A 17,229-nucleotide genomic window follows, 5' to 3' on the forward strand; every position below is an offset into this window, starting at 1 on the left:
GATACTGCTTAAAATCCCGGGCAAATCTCGGGATTTTTTGTTTTTTTTGCCTTAATTGATTTCAATTCAAACAAATCAAAACTCCCTAGTGAAAAAAATATTTCTTTCCCTTCTGATATTGGTTATTGCCGGAATTGGAGGGTTGCTGACCTATAGGTATTTTTTTCAGGAAAAAAGCAGAAACGCACTGGAGTTGGTATCTTCAGAAGCAATATTTGTTTTTGAAACCTACGAACCTGTAATGGCTTGGAATAAGCTTGTAACTCAATCATTTTGGCAAGAATTGTCAGAAATACCTGCCCTTCAGAATTCAGAAAGCAGCCTATTGGTACTGGATAGTTTGGTAGGAAAATCCGGTAACCTGGAAAGATTTCTTAAGGGAAATCAACTTTCTGTTTCGTTGCATGCTATAGGAAAAGAAGAGTTTGATTTTTTATTTGTTTTGGCACTGCCGCAGGAAAGGGATTTTAATATAATCTCAGATTTGGAGGAAGACTTAGCTCAATTAGGTACAGTCTCAACCCGCCAATATAGCAATGTTTCAATCAAGGAATTCAAAAGTGAGAATAGTGGTAGGGGATTGACCTTTGCTAGAATCGGTAATTTGCAAGTCGCAAGTTCAACGTCTTTCTTGGTGGAGGATGCCATCAGATTTTCTCAAAACAAATCATTGCAGGATTTCAAAAGTCATTATGTTGAATTGTTTAAAGCATTGCCCCAACCTCAAGGCTTGGGAGTATTAAGGCTTGGAAGTGCAGGATTGGCAACTATGGCCAAAGGTATATCAAAGTTTCAAAGCTCTCTTTTTCTGGATGATTTTTCTCGGAATGATATCTCAGCTAATATTGAGCTCAGATTTGCAGAAGATCGGGTCGTTTTTGAAGGTAATGCTTTTTTTGGTGTTGATAAAAACAAAGAGTTATTGGTCAATCCGACTCCAAGTATCTCTTATTTTAAAGATTTTATTTCCAATAGGACAGCTGCTTATTTTCAATACCAGCTAGCAGAAATAAATCAATTGAAAGATCTGATGACGTCGGATTTCCCGTTCAAAAGCACCGTTTTGGGAGAAATTGAGCATAAACTTATCGAAAATGGATTTATGCAAAATCTGACAGGACATGTAGGCTATATGTTTTTTGAAAAAAATGCTCAGGATGTACAGGATAAGATTCTGATTTTAAATACCCGGGAAATAGCTGCTCAATTTCAGCTTTTGAAGGATTTCAATGCAAGTCCCGAATCAGGAAATGATTTTTCAGGCTTTGTTGAAGCCTATCAGGGAAATGAAATCTTAATTGTCCCAACCGATGAATTACCTGCACATTTGTTTAATGGGAATTTCAGTGGTTTTGATGATACCTTCGTGACTGCTTTTGGAGATATTCTCGTTTTTGCCAACAGCATTAAAGCTATCAGACTTTTTATAGATGACTATAATAATGACAATACCTGGGGAAAGTCATTGAAGCATAAAAAACTTCTGGAGGAACTATCATCTGAATCAGCTTATAGATTGGTATTGGACATGCCCAAATTCTGGCTAAATATCCTGGAAATCAGTTCGCCGAATTGGAAATCATTTTTTCAAAAATATTTACCCCAATTTCAAACTTTTGATAAAGTTCAGCTTAAATTAAATAATAAGGAGAAGCATTATCCGCTAAGTTTGGATCTTTCTTACACACTCAGTATTCCGAAATCTGAGCAGCAGGTAGTGCTCATCGAAAATTCAACTTTTGGGTTTAGGGAAAATTTAGCTTTCGGGCCTGTTATTATCCAGAATTTTAATGATAAGAGCGTTGAATTTGTTGTCCAGGATGAATTGAACATTGTCCATTTGATTACTGAGGAAGGAGAGTCCGTTTTCACCTATGGATTGGATGGGCCTATAATCTCCGATGTTTTTCAACTGGATTATTACAAAAACAATAAACTCCAGCTACTTTTTGCGACGAAAAATTTTATTTATGGAATGGATCGCTTTGGAGAATTGCTGCCCGGTTTTCCATTCCGCCTCAATCAAAATGAAATCACTCATCTCAATCTATTGGATTATGACAATAATCAGGATTATAGAATTTTTGTAGCTTCCAACCAAGGGGAGTTGTATTTATTGGATAAGCAGCTAAATCTTCTAGAGGGCTGGAACCCTAAAAATGTCAGTTCTCCGCTTGCTGTCAAACCTGCCCACCATAGAATAGCTGGAATCGGAGATAGAATGGTCGTAATGACAACCTCCGGTAATCTGTTGTACTTTAATAGGCGGGGAGACCAACAATTTGGTGGGCCTATACGATTAGGCGAAAGTCTGAGTTCGGATTACATTATTCTTGAAAGAGGAGAAGCTAAGGACAACCGATTGGTGACAATAACCAAATCAGGTGAAATAGTAATGGCCAATTTTTCAGGAGAGATTACATATCGAAATCAACTTTTTAGGCCTGATCGTGAAACAGAGTTTCGATTGATCAAAGACCAAAAGGATGATCGCTACCTTTTTGTAGCTCATGAATACAACCGTATCTCGGTATTAGATGCAAATTATGAGGAGCTTTTTGAAAAGGATATTTTTTCAGACAATCTGGAATTTCAGTTTTTTTCTTTTGGATTGGATAAAAATATTTTTGTGGTAATCGACAAAAACCAGGAGTTTATATATCTCTATGATCTAAATGGTGAATTGCTTTCTGCAAGACCTATCAATGGATTTCAAAAAATAGGTATGAAATATTCAGCGGGGAATAATGAATACAATATTTACGTGATCCATGGAAACCGGCTTTCAGAATACAAACTTCCCCTTTAGAATTGAATTCCGCTTAGGGGGGAATTACCCATTGGTTCATTTTCTTTTGAATTTACTTATCCCAAACAAAAGGATATTGTTAGTTTTGCTTTCGAATTAAATAATTGAGATGAATAGGTATATTAAATTAGTTTATATTATTTTTTTAGTATTAGGTGGGTCGGGGAATTTATTTTCCCAGGTAATTCTTGATGAAAAACAGGTTCCCATAGATATCAAGAACTACCATAATTTAAATACCCCCTATACAACTACACTGACGTTTTTTTATAACCTTGCTGAAGATAATTATGATCCCAAATCAGCTGCTGAGGCTTTGAGGCTTTCAGAAGCCAATCTTCCCAATGCCGAAAAGTTAGCTGTCAAGCTCAAGCAGGTTTTTGATGGGAATGGTGTCATAGTCAGGATATCTGAAATACCCAATGATCCGGATTACATTGATACGGTATACAGTGATCAGGCGAAATATTTTTTTGATACCAAGAATCTTCCTTTGGTGTACCTGGAAAAAATAGGAGAAGAATGGAAATTCAGTTCTCTGACAGTTTCGCAGATAGAGAAAATGCACCAAGAGACTTATCCCTATGGAACTGACAGGTTATTGAACTTCCTGCCCAAATTGGGAAATCAGATGTATTTCGGCCTGCATTTTTGGCAATTGGCTGGCATGTTTCTCCTTATCTTGGTTCTGTTCCTTTCCCATAAACTCATGACCCTCTTGTTGGACAGGGGCCTGCTATACTTGATGAATAAATTAGGCTATGGCTATGTGGGTAAGACCTATTTGCTACCTGTAGCAAGGGTTACAAGTATTTATTTGATTGTAGTCCTCTCTTCTTTGTTTATTCGATTGCTTCAATTACCGATTGAGGTGGTTGCATTTGTTCTGAAGGTATTGAATGCAGCCAAGCCCTTTGTTATCACTATAGTCTTTTACAAAATTGTGGACATCGTGGCTATGTATTTTTCAAAATTGGCCGATAAAACAGAATCTACCCTTGATGATCAATTGGTTCCATTGATCAGAAAAACGCTTAAGGCTCTGGTGGTAATTGTCGGTACTTTATTTGTGCTCAAAGAAGGGCTTGAAGTGGATATAGTTCCGTTTTTGACAGGGTTGTCCATAGGTGGTTTGGCATTCGCTTTGGCGGCACAGGATACCATTAAGAATTTCTTTGGTTCCATCATGATCTTTATAGATAAACCATTCCAGGTTGGAGATTGGATTACCTCAGGAGATGTGGACGGCACCGTTGAGGAAGTTGGATTCCGTTCGACAAGGGTTAGGACCTTCAGAAATTCGGTCATGTATATTCCCAATGGAAAAATTGCGGATGCCACCATCGATAATCACGGACTTAGACAGTATAGAAGATTTTACACCACTTTGACAGTGACCTATGATACACCGCCCCAACTGATGGAGGTGTTTGTGGAAGGATTGAGGAAAATCGTTGAAAACCATCCTGACACCAGGAAGGACGGGTACCACATTTATTTCAATAATCTATCAAGCTATAGTCAGGATATCATGTTTTATATTTTTTTTGAAGTGCCGAATTGGGCAGAAGAATTAAGGTGCAAACATGAAATTTTAGTCTCTATTGTAAAGTTGGCCAAAAATCTTGGGGTGAGATTTGCCTTCCCGACACAAACACTTCACATGGAAGATTTCCCCGGTAAAAACACACTCGTTCCTTCTTATCATCAAGATTCATCTGTTTATAAAGGAAAACTGCAAGAGTTCATTGCCAAAGAACTTACTAGGAAAGAATAACCTACAAACCCAGATTAATTCGATACTTGGGGTTAAAATTCCTTATCATATTTTCTTAAGTCAGGCTTAAACTTCCAAGTCCAAAAAAATCAATCATGTATTGTAAGAGGGATCTTGAGAAATTCTAAAACACCACCTTCGCCAACCTTACTGATTAAAGCTTCATATTCACCTTTTATTTCAGATGTATAAAAAAGTAAATTATCGGACGAAGTACCTTGGTAATTCCAGTATAAAGTGGATCTGAAATCAGGGAAATTCGGATCTTCAAGATTGTCGTTGAAATGTGGGGAAGGTAATTTTCTTGGCTTTTGTATTTCAGTGTAATTGAAATACAAGGCGTGTTCTGGTAGCTCAAATCCACCAAAGTCATTTTCAAACGAAGAGAAGCTGATGACACCTGAAAATTTATCATCATTCAATATAAATTCTCTGGTCAATACCTCCAATCTTTGGATATTCTTTGGGTCAAACTCGGCCAAATCATCTACATCAAAAACAGGCATCGCATCAATTATGATAAGTGGATTTTCTTCAAAAACAGAATTTAAAGGATTATTCAAAACTTTAAACAGGGTTTTTTTATCCTGCCTTCTGACCCAAACTTCCGGGACATATTCCTTTAACGTTGTTGAAATATTGTCAAACCTGTTATAATCATTCAAATAATAGGTTCTATCCGCTAAAAAACCTGCAACTACCGGATTGAACTCAGAGGAGGTTACTTCATAAAAATAGGAGTTAACTTGGGACGAGGTAATGAGATCTTGAAGAAAAGGTTTATCTTTTTCCTCAATCACCAAATCCGGAAACACAAAATCATCTTGGAATTCAAATTCGAGAAAAGGGGATTTGGGAGTCAAATTGAGTTGTTTCTCGATATTTGAAGACTGAATGATGAAGAAGTCATAGTCTTTCAAGGCCCCCAGCTCAAAAAACAAATCTCCTTTTTCATTTGGCTTTGCTGAAATTAATATTGATTGACCGCCATGCGCTGATAAAAAGAAAGTTTCTGTAGTATCAATCTCAGGATTTAGGTTTTTTGCCCAGATAATATGCCCAAAAGGTTCAGGAATAATATTCTCCGGATCTAATGGTTTTTTATAGATCCTTCTATCCGAATAGCCTTGAAAAGATTCTGGCAAATAAGGGTTTTTCAACGAAACTGAAATTGAAAATGGGTTTGAGATTTCAGATTCAGGTAAGGGTATGATAACCTCAGCATTTGGATTTATTTGTTTCCTGTCCGACAATTCTGCAAATACTGGCTTTTTGAACCCATTGTCATCGTTTATATTCCGTGAGTTTTGTTTTTTTGGAGGTTTGTTTGGATTGATCACGGTGATAAACTGGTTGAAAACACCCGAATTTTCGCCAAATGGACTGATTCTCGTATAAAATCTGAAAAGGTAATGATCCGAATTAAGCTGGGTAGGTATTTCCAGATAACCTTCTGAACTGCCGGCTTCAAGGTTTAAGATGGTTTGGGCTACTGCTTGGCCATTTTTATCTACCAATTCTGCATAGGCAATTTTAGAATAGATTTTTTTATCTACTCCAGTGGCAAGAACTGAAAACCAAACACTTTCACCGGCTACAACAATATTTTTGGATATATGTGCAGAAACGATTTCGTTGACAGGGGTTTGTGCAGAAACAATCCCGGAATAGTTTGCAATTATTAATGCGAAAAGAATCAGAACAATTTTCCTTATATCCTTCATAATCAATCCTCCCAAAAATCAGGTCTAACTGTTGTTCCTCTTAGGGTGCAGTCTGCACATCTTGTCTCTGCGGCCTGGAAACCTAAAATAATCAAGTCATTGTTGACTTGAACAACAGGTAGTCTATTTGGACTTGAAAATTCAAGTTCATAATCACTTGGAGGGATTGTGTCTCTAAAAATCTCGCATCTGGCATAATCCTCTATAAATACAGGCCAAGGTCTAAGTTCATCAACATTGATATAGTGGCGTTTTTCACTTGATTTACCCATACTGACAAATCCAATAGCTGCAGGATCTTTTGGATCGACAGGACTGATGTTCCCCTTGATCAAGGAAGGTAATGGGCTGAAAATGCCTCCGATATCTTCCGTGTTCTTTCTCATAATTTCCCAAAAATCAAAAGCCTCCTTACTCAATACCCTCTGCCTAACATTGATACTATAGCGCTGCATTAATTTTTCCGAAAGATTTGGAATAAAAACCAACTCCCTCTCATTGACCAAATAATCCGAAAATCTTGATGAATTTTCCAAAACAATCCGATTTACTTTATTTTCATTCCAGCATAAATGTATGTTTTGATCAGGCCTTCTCAAATCAATTTGTTTGGTTTGCGGATTAAAGATAAATGATGATGGAAATGCGGCCCTGAATATCCAGGTTTCTTCATAGTCCCAAATAAAGTACACGGCATTTTCATTCCCCCGTGCACTCACGAATAATTGAACACCATCTTCATTACGGTTAAATCCGATTTCGGTAATCTCCGGGCTTTCCAGAGGAAAAATGGGATCTGATATATAAGCTTCATTACCTCTGAGAGTTATCTGAAGGCGATAGCTTATAGCAGTATTGAATGACCCTGTCAACGAATAGGTACCCGGTTCTTTTTCGAAAAAACTCCAAGATTCTCCTGTTTCAGAAAGCAATGTGATATATGCCCCGGTTTCTACCCTTATTGGATCTTGGGAATTGATCGGATTAGTCCTGCTTAACCGAATAATGGACTCATTGGATGCAGTTTCGATGTATCCCTCTATCACCAACAGGTTACTATCCTGAAATGAAACTTCAGGTTCAAAAGGGTCCCTGCAACTAGAAAGTGCAGTGAAAAAAAGAAAGAGGACTATTATTTGGGAATATCTTCTTTTCATCAAATCCTGAAATTATAAGTGATAAATGGTATTGGATTGGCAAATATGGAAAGTTGGTAGCCTTGAAGGATGCCGTTGACAGGTGTATAATAGACGGAATAAGGATTACGTCTTCCCAATAGATTGTAAACACCCACAGACCATGATGAATGGGCCAGTTTACGGATTTTGTGGTTTCCTTCTATATTGAATGAAAGATCTACTCTGAAATAATCCGGAATCCGATAAGCATTTCTATCTGAGAAATATACCCTTTCTGACCCCCCGTAATCGAATTTGGCGACAGGTAATGTAATCGGCCTACCCGTACTGTAATTTGCGTTTAATGAAGCACTGAACCTTTTACTCAATTCGTAATTTCCTACGAGTCCTGCATTATGGGGCTGATCAAAATTATTGGGATACCAATTTCCGTCATTTATTTTTTCGGCAGTTTCATCCTCAGCTGTACGGAGTAATGACCTGGAGTAGGTGTAGCTTATCCATCCATTCAGCTTGCCCGTATTTTTTTTGAGCAAAATTTCTGCACCATATGCCCTTCCCTCAGTTCGGAGTACTTGTTGTTCAATGGCATTATTCAATATTAAAGTGGCTCCCGATCTGAAATCCACTAGATTTTGCATACTCCTGTGGTAAGTTTCCACAGAAAACTCGTATTTATCTATTCTTAGATTCCTGTAATAACCCACAGAAATCTGATTCCCCCATTGTGGAAGAATATTTGGGTCACTGAGCTTCCAGGTATCTGTTGGCGCTATCGCGGCATTATTGGTCATCAAATGGATAAACTGTCTGCTTGTATTGTATCCCGCTTTGATGGAAGAAATATTATTCAGGATATACCGCCCGGATATCCTGAATTCAGGTCCATGATTGGTACTGATGGTTTCACCTCTGCCAAAGGTTTTTTCACCGATAAGAGTTGAAGAGGAAATGGGCTGTCCCGGTTCATATAGCCTTTGCGTGTTGGGCCCGAGAAACTGATAAAACACGTATCTGGCACCATAATTCAATGAAATCCTATCGTTTATATCAAAATCATCTCCGATATGTATTGAGGTTTCGAGTGCACGTTCAGTGTTTACGGTTTCGCCAATAACTACGGATTCGGATCCGACAGGAGAAAGGTAGCCAGGGTTTAATTCATATCTGATACTGTGTACACCAAAATTCAATTTGTGCCTATCATCATATTCATAAACAAAATTGGCTTTTACAAAATCCTGTCTGAGATCAAATCCAAGGTCAAAGGAATTTGGAGGATTTTCTCTTCCTTCTATACTGTATTTATATTCATCCCTTCCAAGGACCAATTCCATTTCCATTTTTTCATTGAAATAATGTAGCCAGGAAAGATTGACATTTTGGTTCTGATATTGGAATAGGGTATCCCTGTCAAAACTAAAGTCATCACTGCTCAGGTAAGAATTGAGTCGGATAGTATTTTTTGGGTTGATTTTATGGGCTATATTGAAATTGAAATCATAAAAGGAAGCCCTTCCGTTTTGAAAATCGGTATTCTCTTCCAATACATTCAGGAGCCAATCAGAGTAAGTTGCCCTACCGCCTACAATGAAAGTAGTGTTTTCTCCAATTGGTCCTTCCACTGTCAGTCTTCCGGTAAGTAATCCAATCCCTCCGGAAACTTTTATTTTTTCCTCATTCCCATATTTTGCATTGACGTCCAAAACAGAAGAAAGTCTACCTCCATATTTAGTCGGAATTCCGGCTTTGTATAAATCTACAGATTCCACTACGTCGGGATTAAACGCGGAAAAAATACCAAAAAGATGAGAAGGATTGTATATGGTGGAATGGTTGAACAAAATGAGGTTTTGGTCGGCAGCACCGCCGCGCACATTAAATCCCACACTTGCTTCGCCGACCGTCTGCACGCCCGGCAAAGTCAATATACTTCGAATGATATCCACTTCGCCCAAAACCGCAGGCAGCCTTTTCATGGTTTCAATATTCAGCTTTTGGACACCCATTTCAGGTCGGGAGATATTTGCCATTTTTTCGGAATTAACCACCACTTCCGATAGGCTGATCACATTTTCTTCAATAGAGATATCAAGAATTCCATCCCCCTGAAGACTGATTTGCCTCTGTTCCACAAATCCGCCAAGATTTTGGATGAAAAGAGAGTGACGTCCAACTGGCAGTCGAATTTGAAATTCTCCATTTTCATTGGTGATGGCACGGGTAAAATTCACCTTCTCAAATACAACAGCACCAAAAACAGGATTTCCGGTTTCCAAGCCAGTCACCTTTCCTTTTAGGAATGCTTCTTTATTTGATGAAGATGTACCGATTACATATAATTTATTTCTGGAATATGTCCTTTCTACATCTGCCAGTCTTTGAGCACTATCCAAGTCATTTTCTGAAAGTATTGGTTTGAAAAAACTTTCAGGTAATGTCAAATTCAACGGTTTTTCTTTGGTAATGAAAACTCTTTTGTTCTCATCAATTACAAATTTGAATTCAGTATTATCGAATATTCCTCCAAGCACTTGTTCAAGCGTATTTTCCTTGGCACTGATGTTGACCTGAAGATCTGCAGTTTCATTTTGTGAAAAGTAAAACCGAAAGGAGGTAGAGGACTCAATTTGTTGAACAAATCGCGTAAATGGTATTCCTGCAAATAGGCCATTGATTTTCTCAGCATCATTTGATTTGGATACCTGACCTTTTGCAAAAGGAAGAAACAACCCAAATACAATTATCAGGAGTAAAAATTTTCTTTTCATTTTCCCTGATTATTATAAAATTCGGTAACAATGGATAAATAAGCTCTGGGACTGCGCTTAAAATAAATATCCCTTTTTTTAAGTTCTTTTTGGATTGTTTTTTTCTCCATCTCAAGAAATTCAAAAACGCTGCTTTTCTTTTTGACCAATAAAAATTTGTTTTCTTTTTTTAACAGATAATCGGATTCTTCAATGAAAATCCGACTATATTTTCCTGTCTCCTTTTTTGCATTCACGGTTTTGTAATGTTTGCAAAAAAGTTGAGCATTCCCTTCAGTGACCAATTCATAGAATCCGTTGTTGTGGTTATTGTAATCGAAGTTTTCCTCGATTTTGATAAATTTTTTTTCCTGTGGTTCAAGAATTGAGAAAGAGTTTATCTTTTCGGCTTGGATGATTGTTTTTTGACGGTGTATAGGATGAAAGGTTATTACCAGGTCTTTATGTATATCATATAAAATCGGGACTTGCTCATAGAATAATCCATTAATGGTGATATTGCCAATTTCAAATTTCTTATCCTGCAAATAGGGGTGACCCTCAATATTATTGGGAGGATCCACATAATATCCGCCACTTACCACTTCTTGGTGAAAGGGGATGTTTTCGGTGTACTGGGCTTGGATTACAGACTGCATTTGAGCAGATGCAGATCCTACAAACAGTAAAATTGCAAATAGAAAAAACACTGAGGTTTTCATATGTAATTTAAATTTTTATCAAATTCAAAAATCAAAGAAACAAATAATTTAGGTGATTGTATTATTAGTTCTGTTATTTATATAAATGGTCGAGAAGACTTATGTTCTTGCATTGAATTCAAGGATTATTGGCTGAATAATAAATACTAAAAGTTAGCGACAAATCACTGCAATCCATCAAACATTGATCTAAGTATGTCCCTTTCTTAGGACTGTTTTAAAGAATGGTTTTTGTGAAAAGCATGGTGAACAACCCATAATGTTTAACTTGTTTAAAATTGTTTTTAAAAATTTGATAATATTGTCCAGTATAACAGAAACAAACAATGGCCTCGAGAAGAAACGTGATAAAAACAATAGGGATAAGTGCGGGAGCCTTTTTGGCTCCGGAAATACTGCATGCTTCATCTGATGTTAAAGAAACACAATTCAGCTTTTGTCTCAACACGAGTACAATTATGGGACAAAAACCTGGATTGAAAGGATATTTAGATATTGCCGCCAAGGCCGGATACGATGGTGTGGAGTTATGGATCCGTGATATTCAGGAATACCTTTCTTCAGGAAATTCCTTGTCTGAACTGAAAAAGTATATTTCGGATTCGGGACTGCGTTTTGAGAACGCCATTGGATTTGCGCCTTGGATGGTTGATGATGATGAAAAAAGAAAGGCCGGTTTTCAACAGATGGAGAAAGAAATGGAGCTTTTGGCTGAGTTGGGCTGTACAAGAATTGCAGCTCCGGCAGCCGGGGTGAATGCACCTTTGGATTTATTCAAGGCAGGTGAACGCTACAAATCTTTGTTGGATTTGGGTAGGAAAACTGGAGTAATGCCACAATTGGAATTTTGGGGAGCTTTCCCCTATTTTCATCATTTAGGACAGGTATTGATGGTGGCGGCAGTAGCCGATGATCCTGATGCCAGAATTCTTCCTGATGTTTACCATCTTTTCCGTGGAGGTTCCGGGTATGATGGGTTAAAAATGTTGAATGGGAATCTGATAGAGATTTTTCACATGAATGATTTTGTGGATACTATCCCAAGAGAGAAACAGGAGGACAAGGACAGGGTATATCCGGGAGATGGAGCAGCACCCATGAAACAAATCCTACATGATATCAGAAATTCGGGAGGGAAAAAGGTGTTATCACTCGAGTTATTTAATCAGGACTATTGGAAGCAAGATGCCCTTCAAGTAGCCAGGACGGGTTTGTCCAAAATGAAAAAGTTGGTGGGGGAGATTTGATGGCGAACTATTTTATTTTAAGCCTTATTTCTTGAAAGTAATAATAAATTTGGTTCCTACGTTGACCTGACTTTCAACCCTAATGGCGCCACCAAGACTTTTTATATGGTTGTAAATTAGATATAAACCTATTCCTTTACTGTCTAAGTGATGATGGAATTTTTGATTGATCCCGAATATTTTATCTTTCACTTTATCTATATCAAACCCTAGACCATTGTCTTCAAAAATCAGTTTCTTTTTCCCATTACTTAATAGGGTTGTTATTGAAATTTCGGGTGCAATTCCGGGTTTTGAATATTTAATGGAATTGGTAATCAGATTCAAAAAAATACTTCCCAAATAATCACTGTTAAATTCAATTTCTTTAAGCGCCTCAAAATTTGTTTTGATTTTTGTACCGGAGTTTTTGATCAAGGATGGGATTGATTTCAAAACAGTATTCAATGAATCCCCGAAGTTGATTTTTTCAATATCCTGGTTTTTTTTGTCCTCTCCATAAAGAATATCGACATAATTGTTCAGTGTTTCATTCAGATTGTCACTCGATGATTTGAGCATTCCAAGTAATTCCAAGGTTTCAGCGTCTTCTATTTTTGAAGAATCCAGAAGTTTAAAAATGGAAAGGAAATTATTTACAGGCGCCCGAAGGTCATGGGTTACAGTATAGGAAAGGTGCTTCAGTTTTTGATTGATCTCAGTCAAGTTTGATAACAAAAGATTTCTTTCTAATTCCAGATTCTTTTTTAGGGTAATATCTTTGGCAATGGCAAAGATCAATTCCTCATTTTCCAGATACATTGATGTCCAAGAAAGCCAAACTGTTTCGCCGTTTTTTGTTAAATACCTGTTTTCGAAATTCAAAAGGGGTTGTCTTTTGGTAAGTTTTTTTCTTGCCTTTGAGGTAATATCTTTATCCTCAGGATGTACAAAATCATTGATAGGACTGGAAAATAACTCCTCTTTGGAATAACCCAAAAGAGTGGAAACGGCGGGGTTTATTCTTTTGAAATAGCCATCATATCCAGCTATGCAGAATAAATCCGGCGATATGTCAAAGAATATTTCAAGCTTATTTAGGATTTCTTTTTCCAATTGGTAACTACTCATTAGAAAACTTGGGGATGATTTTTGGGCAAAGAGCAATCTTCAGCGGACAAGGTATATAAAAAAAGATCATCATCATTTAAAATTGAGATTTAATGAATTTTAATTGGCATAAAGGAAATATGTATTAAAATAATCATTTGAAATTTTAAAAAAATATTAAGGCATAAAGCATAACGGAAACAAAAGCCAATACAGGGCCTAAGACCATCATCAACAAGCCACCGGGTCGGAAGCTTTTTTGCTCTATCATACCTGTGGAATATGAAATCGCATTTGATGGGGTGGAAACAGGGAGCAATAGGGCACAGGAACAGCTTAAAGCAATAATCAAGGGTACTGCAAATCCCCAGATTCCCGGTAGAGACAATCCCAATGGCACAAGTATGGAAGCCGCCGCAGTATTGCTCATAATATTTGAAATCAAAACTGCTACAATTGAGAATACTATTGCTACCCCTATCATTGGTATGGGGAGTTGTGAAATTTTTTCCATGATGATGTCAGTCAATCCTACATCTACCATAGCAATACCCAAGGCTAAACCTCCTGCTACTAACATCAAAGTATCCCATGGAAGTCTTCTCACGTCTTCAGCTTTTATTACCTGAAAGAGCGTGAGTAATACTATAGGTATGGCGGAGGTGGCCGCAATTGGAACACCATGAATGGGCTCGGTCAGCCACATGAAGACGGTCAGCGAAAGTGTAAAAATAACGGCATATTTTTCAAATCCATTTTTGGTATTTGTTTTCCCCATTAGTTCTGATGTGTCTAGGACTATACCATCCAATTGCAGCTTTTTGGTTAAAAATTTCCAAAAAACATATATAGAAATCAAAGCTACGGGAATGCCGAAAAGCATCCATTCTATGAAAGTAATATTGATACCTTTTTCCTGAAGCGCCCCGACAGCAATTGCGTTTGGCGTACTTCCGATGATTGTGCCCATACCGCCCAGCGTTGCGGCTGCAGGTATTCCGATCAAAAGCGCTTTTGTATATTCGGAATCTTTTCCCATCAGTCTGGCCAAAGGCAAAATGGAAGACACCATCATTGCGGTAGTGGCGGTATTGGACATCACCATGCTTCCGACAGCTGTGGTGAGCATCAATCCCAAAAGCAATCTGCTTGGATCTGATCCGAATTTACTGAGCGTAAACCTAAACAACGCCCTGTCCAGTGAAACAATACTCAGGCCCTCTGCAAGAAAAAAACCTCCCAAAAGCAACCAGATTACATTACTGGTCCAAGTTCCCAAATACATTTCTACAGGGGTTTTTTGACCTTCAAGAACAAAGTTTGTCCCAAAACCAAACAGTAGACCTGCAATGATAAATATTCCGACCGCAAAGGGAGGGATGGCTTCGGTCACCCAAAGCCCAACTGCCAGGATACTGAGAAAGAAAACAAAGTTGACATCATCAGGATATCCCAAATTCCGGAAAAAGGAACTGATAAAGGAAGCAAGGATTAAGTTTCCCGTAAAAGTAGAAGTTGCCCATATCCAACCTGATTTCAGTTTTCTATAAAGACGTATTGTTGCTCTTCTTGAATCGCTGTGAGCCATATAAAAATCATATTTAAAATAGAGAAGTAAAAATAAAAGAAAATTATTAGTTATGGGACTTGTTAACAATAGATTAATGTGATTTCCAGCTTTCCTGCAAATAGCCAAAAAAAGGTTTGGAGTCCATTTCTATTTATCGTTTTTTGATTAAAGGTAAGTACCGCTGATTATCCGCTAATAAATCTCCAATTATTACTGATACAAAATCTTCGGATCATCAAATTAAAGTATTCCTCATGTCAAAATTAACTAGCTTTGGGAAGCTTTAGAATTATCTCCAATATTCTTCTAAAATCCAAAAGTCATGAATCAAACCCCTCTTGCCGAACGAATGCGCCCCACTCAATTGGAAGATTTGATTGGACAGGAGCATCTTTCTGCCCCGAATTCATTTCTATACAAAGCCATTAAAAACGGTAGCGTGCCCTCTATGATTTTATGGGGGCCTCCGGGGGTTGGAAAAACAACAATAGCCAATATCATAGCCAATGAAATAAAGGCCCCTTTTTATACATTAAGTGCGATCAGTTCAGGAGTGAAGGATATTCGAGATATCATTGATAAAGCCAAGTTTCAAATGGGGGTTGTACTTTTTATAGATGAGATCCATAGGTTCAACAAATCCCAGCAAGACGCACTTTTGGGGGCTGTGGAAAAGGGTGTGATCAGATTGATTGGTGCGACCACCGAGAATCCATCTTTTGAGGTCAATGCCGCTTTACTTTCCAGATGTCAGGTATTTACGTTGAATGCATTGGGCAAATCAGAGCTTGAAGCTATGATCCATCAGGCTTTGAAAAAGGATGTGTTTTTGAAAAAGAAAAAAGTCGAATTGAAGGAGACAGAGGCGCTGCTGAGACTTTCGGGAGGGGATGGTAGAAAATTACTCAATCTATTGGAGATCGTAATTGATGGCATCAATGAGGAGCCATGTGTAATAGAAGATAAGATTGTAATTGAAACAGCCCAACAAAAAGTAGCCTTATATGATAAATCAGGAGAACAACATTATGATATTATTTCTGCCTTCATCAAATCTATAAGGGGGTCAGACCCCAATGCGGCAGTTTATTGGCTTGCAAGAATGATTGAGGGTGGCGAGGATGTAAAATTTATCGCAAGAAGATTGGTGATACTTGCTTCTGAAGATATTGGAAATGCCAATCCGAATGCGCTGTTGCTTGCCACCAACTGTTTTGAAGCAGTCAAAATCATTGGATATCCTGAATCAAGGATAATTCTTTCCCAATGCGTAACCTATTTGGCAAGCTCTGCCAAAAGCAATGCGGCTTATATGGCCATCAACAAAGCCCAGGCCTTGGTAAAAGAGAAGGGGGATTTACCTGTTCCATTTCATTTGAGAAATGCACCCACAAAATTGATGAAGGATTTGAATTATGGGAAAGGATATAAGTATGCCCATGATTATGAGGGAAATTTTATCACCCAGGAATTCCTCCCCGATGAAATCAAAAACCTCAAGCTCTATGAACCGGGTAATAATGCAAGAGAAAATGAATTGAGGAAATTTTTACAGAGCAAGTGGAAAGGAAAATATGGGTATTGAAAAACAGCCAAAACAAGAAACTATTGAAAGTTATCGAATCCTACTTTCCAAAAATCACCTCCTCATTCGGCACCCTAAACCTTTTCCCATAAATGCCTTCAGGCAATCCTTTCCCACAGCCAATGATCATGGATATTTCCGCTCCATTGGGTAGATTCAATAATTTCTTCACCCTCAATGAATCCATCCCTTCCATGGGGCAAGTGTCATATCCTTCAGCTTTCATTGCATACATAAATGTCATGGCTGCCAAAGCAGCGCTTTTATGCACAGAAATCCTGATGTCTGTTTCTGAAACTTCTCTTACCATTGGTCTCCTTAATCCAATAAACCAGGCCACGAGCTGTTTGATCAATGACCATAATGGGAATTTTGAATAGAGTTTGGGTATAAGTTTTCCATAGTAGGATAGGGCCTGTTTTTGTTTCTTACCGGGAGAATTTTTATAGGTTTCCTGAATATAGCCGTAATTGGCTTTAGCTCGGCTTTTCCATTTATCCCTTCTTGTTACAACAACTACCAACTCCCGGGCTGTTGTTGCGGCTTTTTGTTTCATGCAAAGCTTGTCCAATCCGGGTTTTGAAGGAGAAGTTTCGGGAATTCTGTAGAATTCCCATAGTTGCAGGTTAGAGCTATTGGGGGCTAAAGTAGCAGCATCAAGACATTTTTGTACCACTTGATGATTGAAAGGGCTTTCTTGGTCAAAAATACGGACTGACCTTCTAGCCTCGATAATATCAAAAAATCCTAGTTCCTGTATATTTTCGTTCATTTGGTCAATTTTATTTTTATTGATTCGGCGACTTATTTAGTTTTG

The 17,229-nt window shown here is 37.9% G+C and carries 11 protein-coding genes; 4 read left to right on the top strand and 7 right to left on the bottom strand.

From position 1 onward, the window contains the following. Positions 1 to 88 precede the first annotated feature (88 nt). Both B9A52_RS10370 and B9A52_RS10375 read left to right on the top strand, forming a co-directional pair. Positions 89 to 2,809 (top strand): hypothetical protein, encoded by a 2,721-nt coding sequence (locus B9A52_RS10370; RefSeq protein ID WP_231955561.1) that lies wholly within the window; start codon positions 89 to 91, stop codon positions 2,807 to 2,809. A gap of 109 nt (positions 2,810 to 2,918) precedes the next feature. Further along, on the top strand, positions 2,919 to 4,586 hold the full coding sequence (locus tag B9A52_RS10375) for a mechanosensitive ion channel family protein (protein ID WP_084120400.1): 1,668 nt from the start codon (positions 2,919 to 2,921) through the stop codon (positions 4,584 to 4,586). Positions 4,587 to 4,675: 89 nt separating this feature from the next. On the opposite strand, the gene B9A52_RS10380 is transcribed toward B9A52_RS10375, so the two are convergent. Genes B9A52_RS10380 through B9A52_RS10395 form a run of 4 tightly spaced genes read right to left on the bottom strand, consistent with a single transcriptional unit; the run spans position 4,676 to position 10,921 of the window. Then, complete coding sequence (locus tag B9A52_RS10380) at positions 4,676 to 6,310, bottom strand: hypothetical protein (protein ID WP_084120402.1); 1,635 nt, start codon at positions 6,308 to 6,310, stop codon at positions 4,676 to 4,678. Positions 6,311 to 6,312: 2 nt separating this feature from the next. Beyond that, complete coding sequence (locus tag B9A52_RS10385) at positions 6,313 to 7,467, bottom strand: DUF4249 domain-containing protein (RefSeq protein WP_084120404.1); 1,155 nt, start codon at positions 7,465 to 7,467, stop codon at positions 6,313 to 6,315. Beyond that, positions 7,467 to 10,220: a TonB-dependent receptor gene (locus B9A52_RS10390; protein ID WP_084120406.1), complete on the bottom strand. Its 2,754-nt coding sequence runs from the start codon at positions 10,218 to 10,220 to the stop codon at positions 7,467 to 7,469. Before B9A52_RS10390 ends, B9A52_RS10385 begins: the two co-directional genes overlap by 1 nt. Next, positions 10,217 to 10,921, bottom strand: coding sequence for a hypothetical protein (locus B9A52_RS10395; protein WP_084120408.1), 705 nt, complete (start codon positions 10,919 to 10,921; stop codon positions 10,217 to 10,219). Before B9A52_RS10395 ends, B9A52_RS10390 begins: the two co-directional genes overlap by 4 nt. 326 nt (positions 10,922 to 11,247) lie before the next feature. Between B9A52_RS10395 and B9A52_RS10400 the strand changes: the two genes are divergently transcribed. After that, on the top strand, positions 11,248 to 12,168 hold the full coding sequence (locus tag B9A52_RS10400) for a sugar phosphate isomerase/epimerase family protein (protein ID WP_084120410.1): 921 nt from the start codon (positions 11,248 to 11,250) through the stop codon (positions 12,166 to 12,168). A 24-nt stretch (positions 12,169 to 12,192) separates the two neighbouring features. Here B9A52_RS10400 and B9A52_RS10405 read toward each other — a convergent pair whose 3' ends face one another. Next, entirely contained in the window at positions 12,193 to 13,278 is a 1,086-nt protein-coding gene (locus B9A52_RS10405) for a PAS domain-containing sensor histidine kinase (protein WP_084120412.1), read from the bottom strand. A 145-nt stretch (positions 13,279 to 13,423) separates the two neighbouring features. After that, positions 13,424 to 14,845, bottom strand: coding sequence for an SLC13 family permease (locus tag B9A52_RS10410; protein WP_084120414.1), 1,422 nt, complete (start codon positions 14,843 to 14,845; stop codon positions 13,424 to 13,426). Positions 14,846 to 15,149: 304 nt separating this feature from the next. Between B9A52_RS10410 and B9A52_RS10415 the strand changes: the two genes are divergently transcribed. Continuing rightward, positions 15,150 to 16,412 (top strand): replication-associated recombination protein A, encoded by a 1,263-nt coding sequence (locus B9A52_RS10415; protein ID WP_084120416.1) that lies wholly within the window; start codon positions 15,150 to 15,152, stop codon positions 16,410 to 16,412. 40 nt (positions 16,413 to 16,452) lie between these two features. Here B9A52_RS10415 and B9A52_RS10420 read toward each other — a convergent pair whose 3' ends face one another. Further along, a complete protein-coding gene (locus tag B9A52_RS10420; RefSeq protein WP_084120418.1) occupies positions 16,453 to 17,184 on the bottom strand; it encodes a nitroreductase family protein in 732 nt (243 codons plus the stop codon). Between the last annotated feature and the right edge of the window lie 45 nt (positions 17,185 to 17,229).

It is taken from the genome of Aquiflexum balticum DSM 16537 (assembly GCF_900176595.1).
Taxonomy (GTDB): Bacteria; Bacteroidota; Bacteroidia; order Cytophagales; family Cyclobacteriaceae; genus Aquiflexum; species Aquiflexum balticum.

What these genes read in the sequence shown, in the direction of transcription:
- B9A52_RS10375 (WP_084120400.1), top strand. Translation starts at nt 2,919, where the DNA reads ATGAATAGGTATATTAAATTAGTTTATATTATTTTTTTAGTATTAGGT.
- B9A52_RS10380 (WP_084120402.1), bottom strand. Translation starts at nt 6,310, where the DNA reads ATGAAGGATATAAGGAAAATTGTTCTGATTCTTTTCGCATTAATAATT.
- B9A52_RS10385 (WP_084120404.1), bottom strand. Translation starts at nt 7,467, where the DNA reads ATGAAAAGAAGATATTCCCAAATAATAGTCCTCTTTCTTTTTTTCACT.
- B9A52_RS10390 (WP_084120406.1), bottom strand. Translation starts at nt 10,220, where the DNA reads ATGAAAAGAAAATTTTTACTCCTGATAATTGTATTTGGGTTGTTTCTT.
- B9A52_RS10395 (WP_084120408.1), bottom strand. Translation starts at nt 10,921, where the DNA reads ATGAAAACCTCAGTGTTTTTTCTATTTGCAATTTTACTGTTTGTAGGA.
- B9A52_RS10400 (WP_084120410.1), top strand. Translation starts at nt 11,248, where the DNA reads ATGGCCTCGAGAAGAAACGTGATAAAAACAATAGGGATAAGTGCGGGA.
- B9A52_RS10405 (WP_084120412.1), bottom strand. Translation starts at nt 13,278, where the DNA reads ATGAGTAGTTACCAATTGGAAAAAGAAATCCTAAATAAGCTTGAAATA.
- B9A52_RS10410 (WP_084120414.1), bottom strand. Translation starts at nt 14,845, where the DNA reads ATGGCTCACAGCGATTCAAGAAGAGCAACAATACGTCTTTATAGAAAA.
- B9A52_RS10415 (WP_084120416.1), top strand. Translation starts at nt 15,150, where the DNA reads ATGAATCAAACCCCTCTTGCCGAACGAATGCGCCCCACTCAATTGGAA.
- B9A52_RS10420 (WP_084120418.1), bottom strand. Translation starts at nt 17,184, where the DNA reads ATGAACGAAAATATACAGGAACTAGGATTTTTTGATATTATCGAGGCT.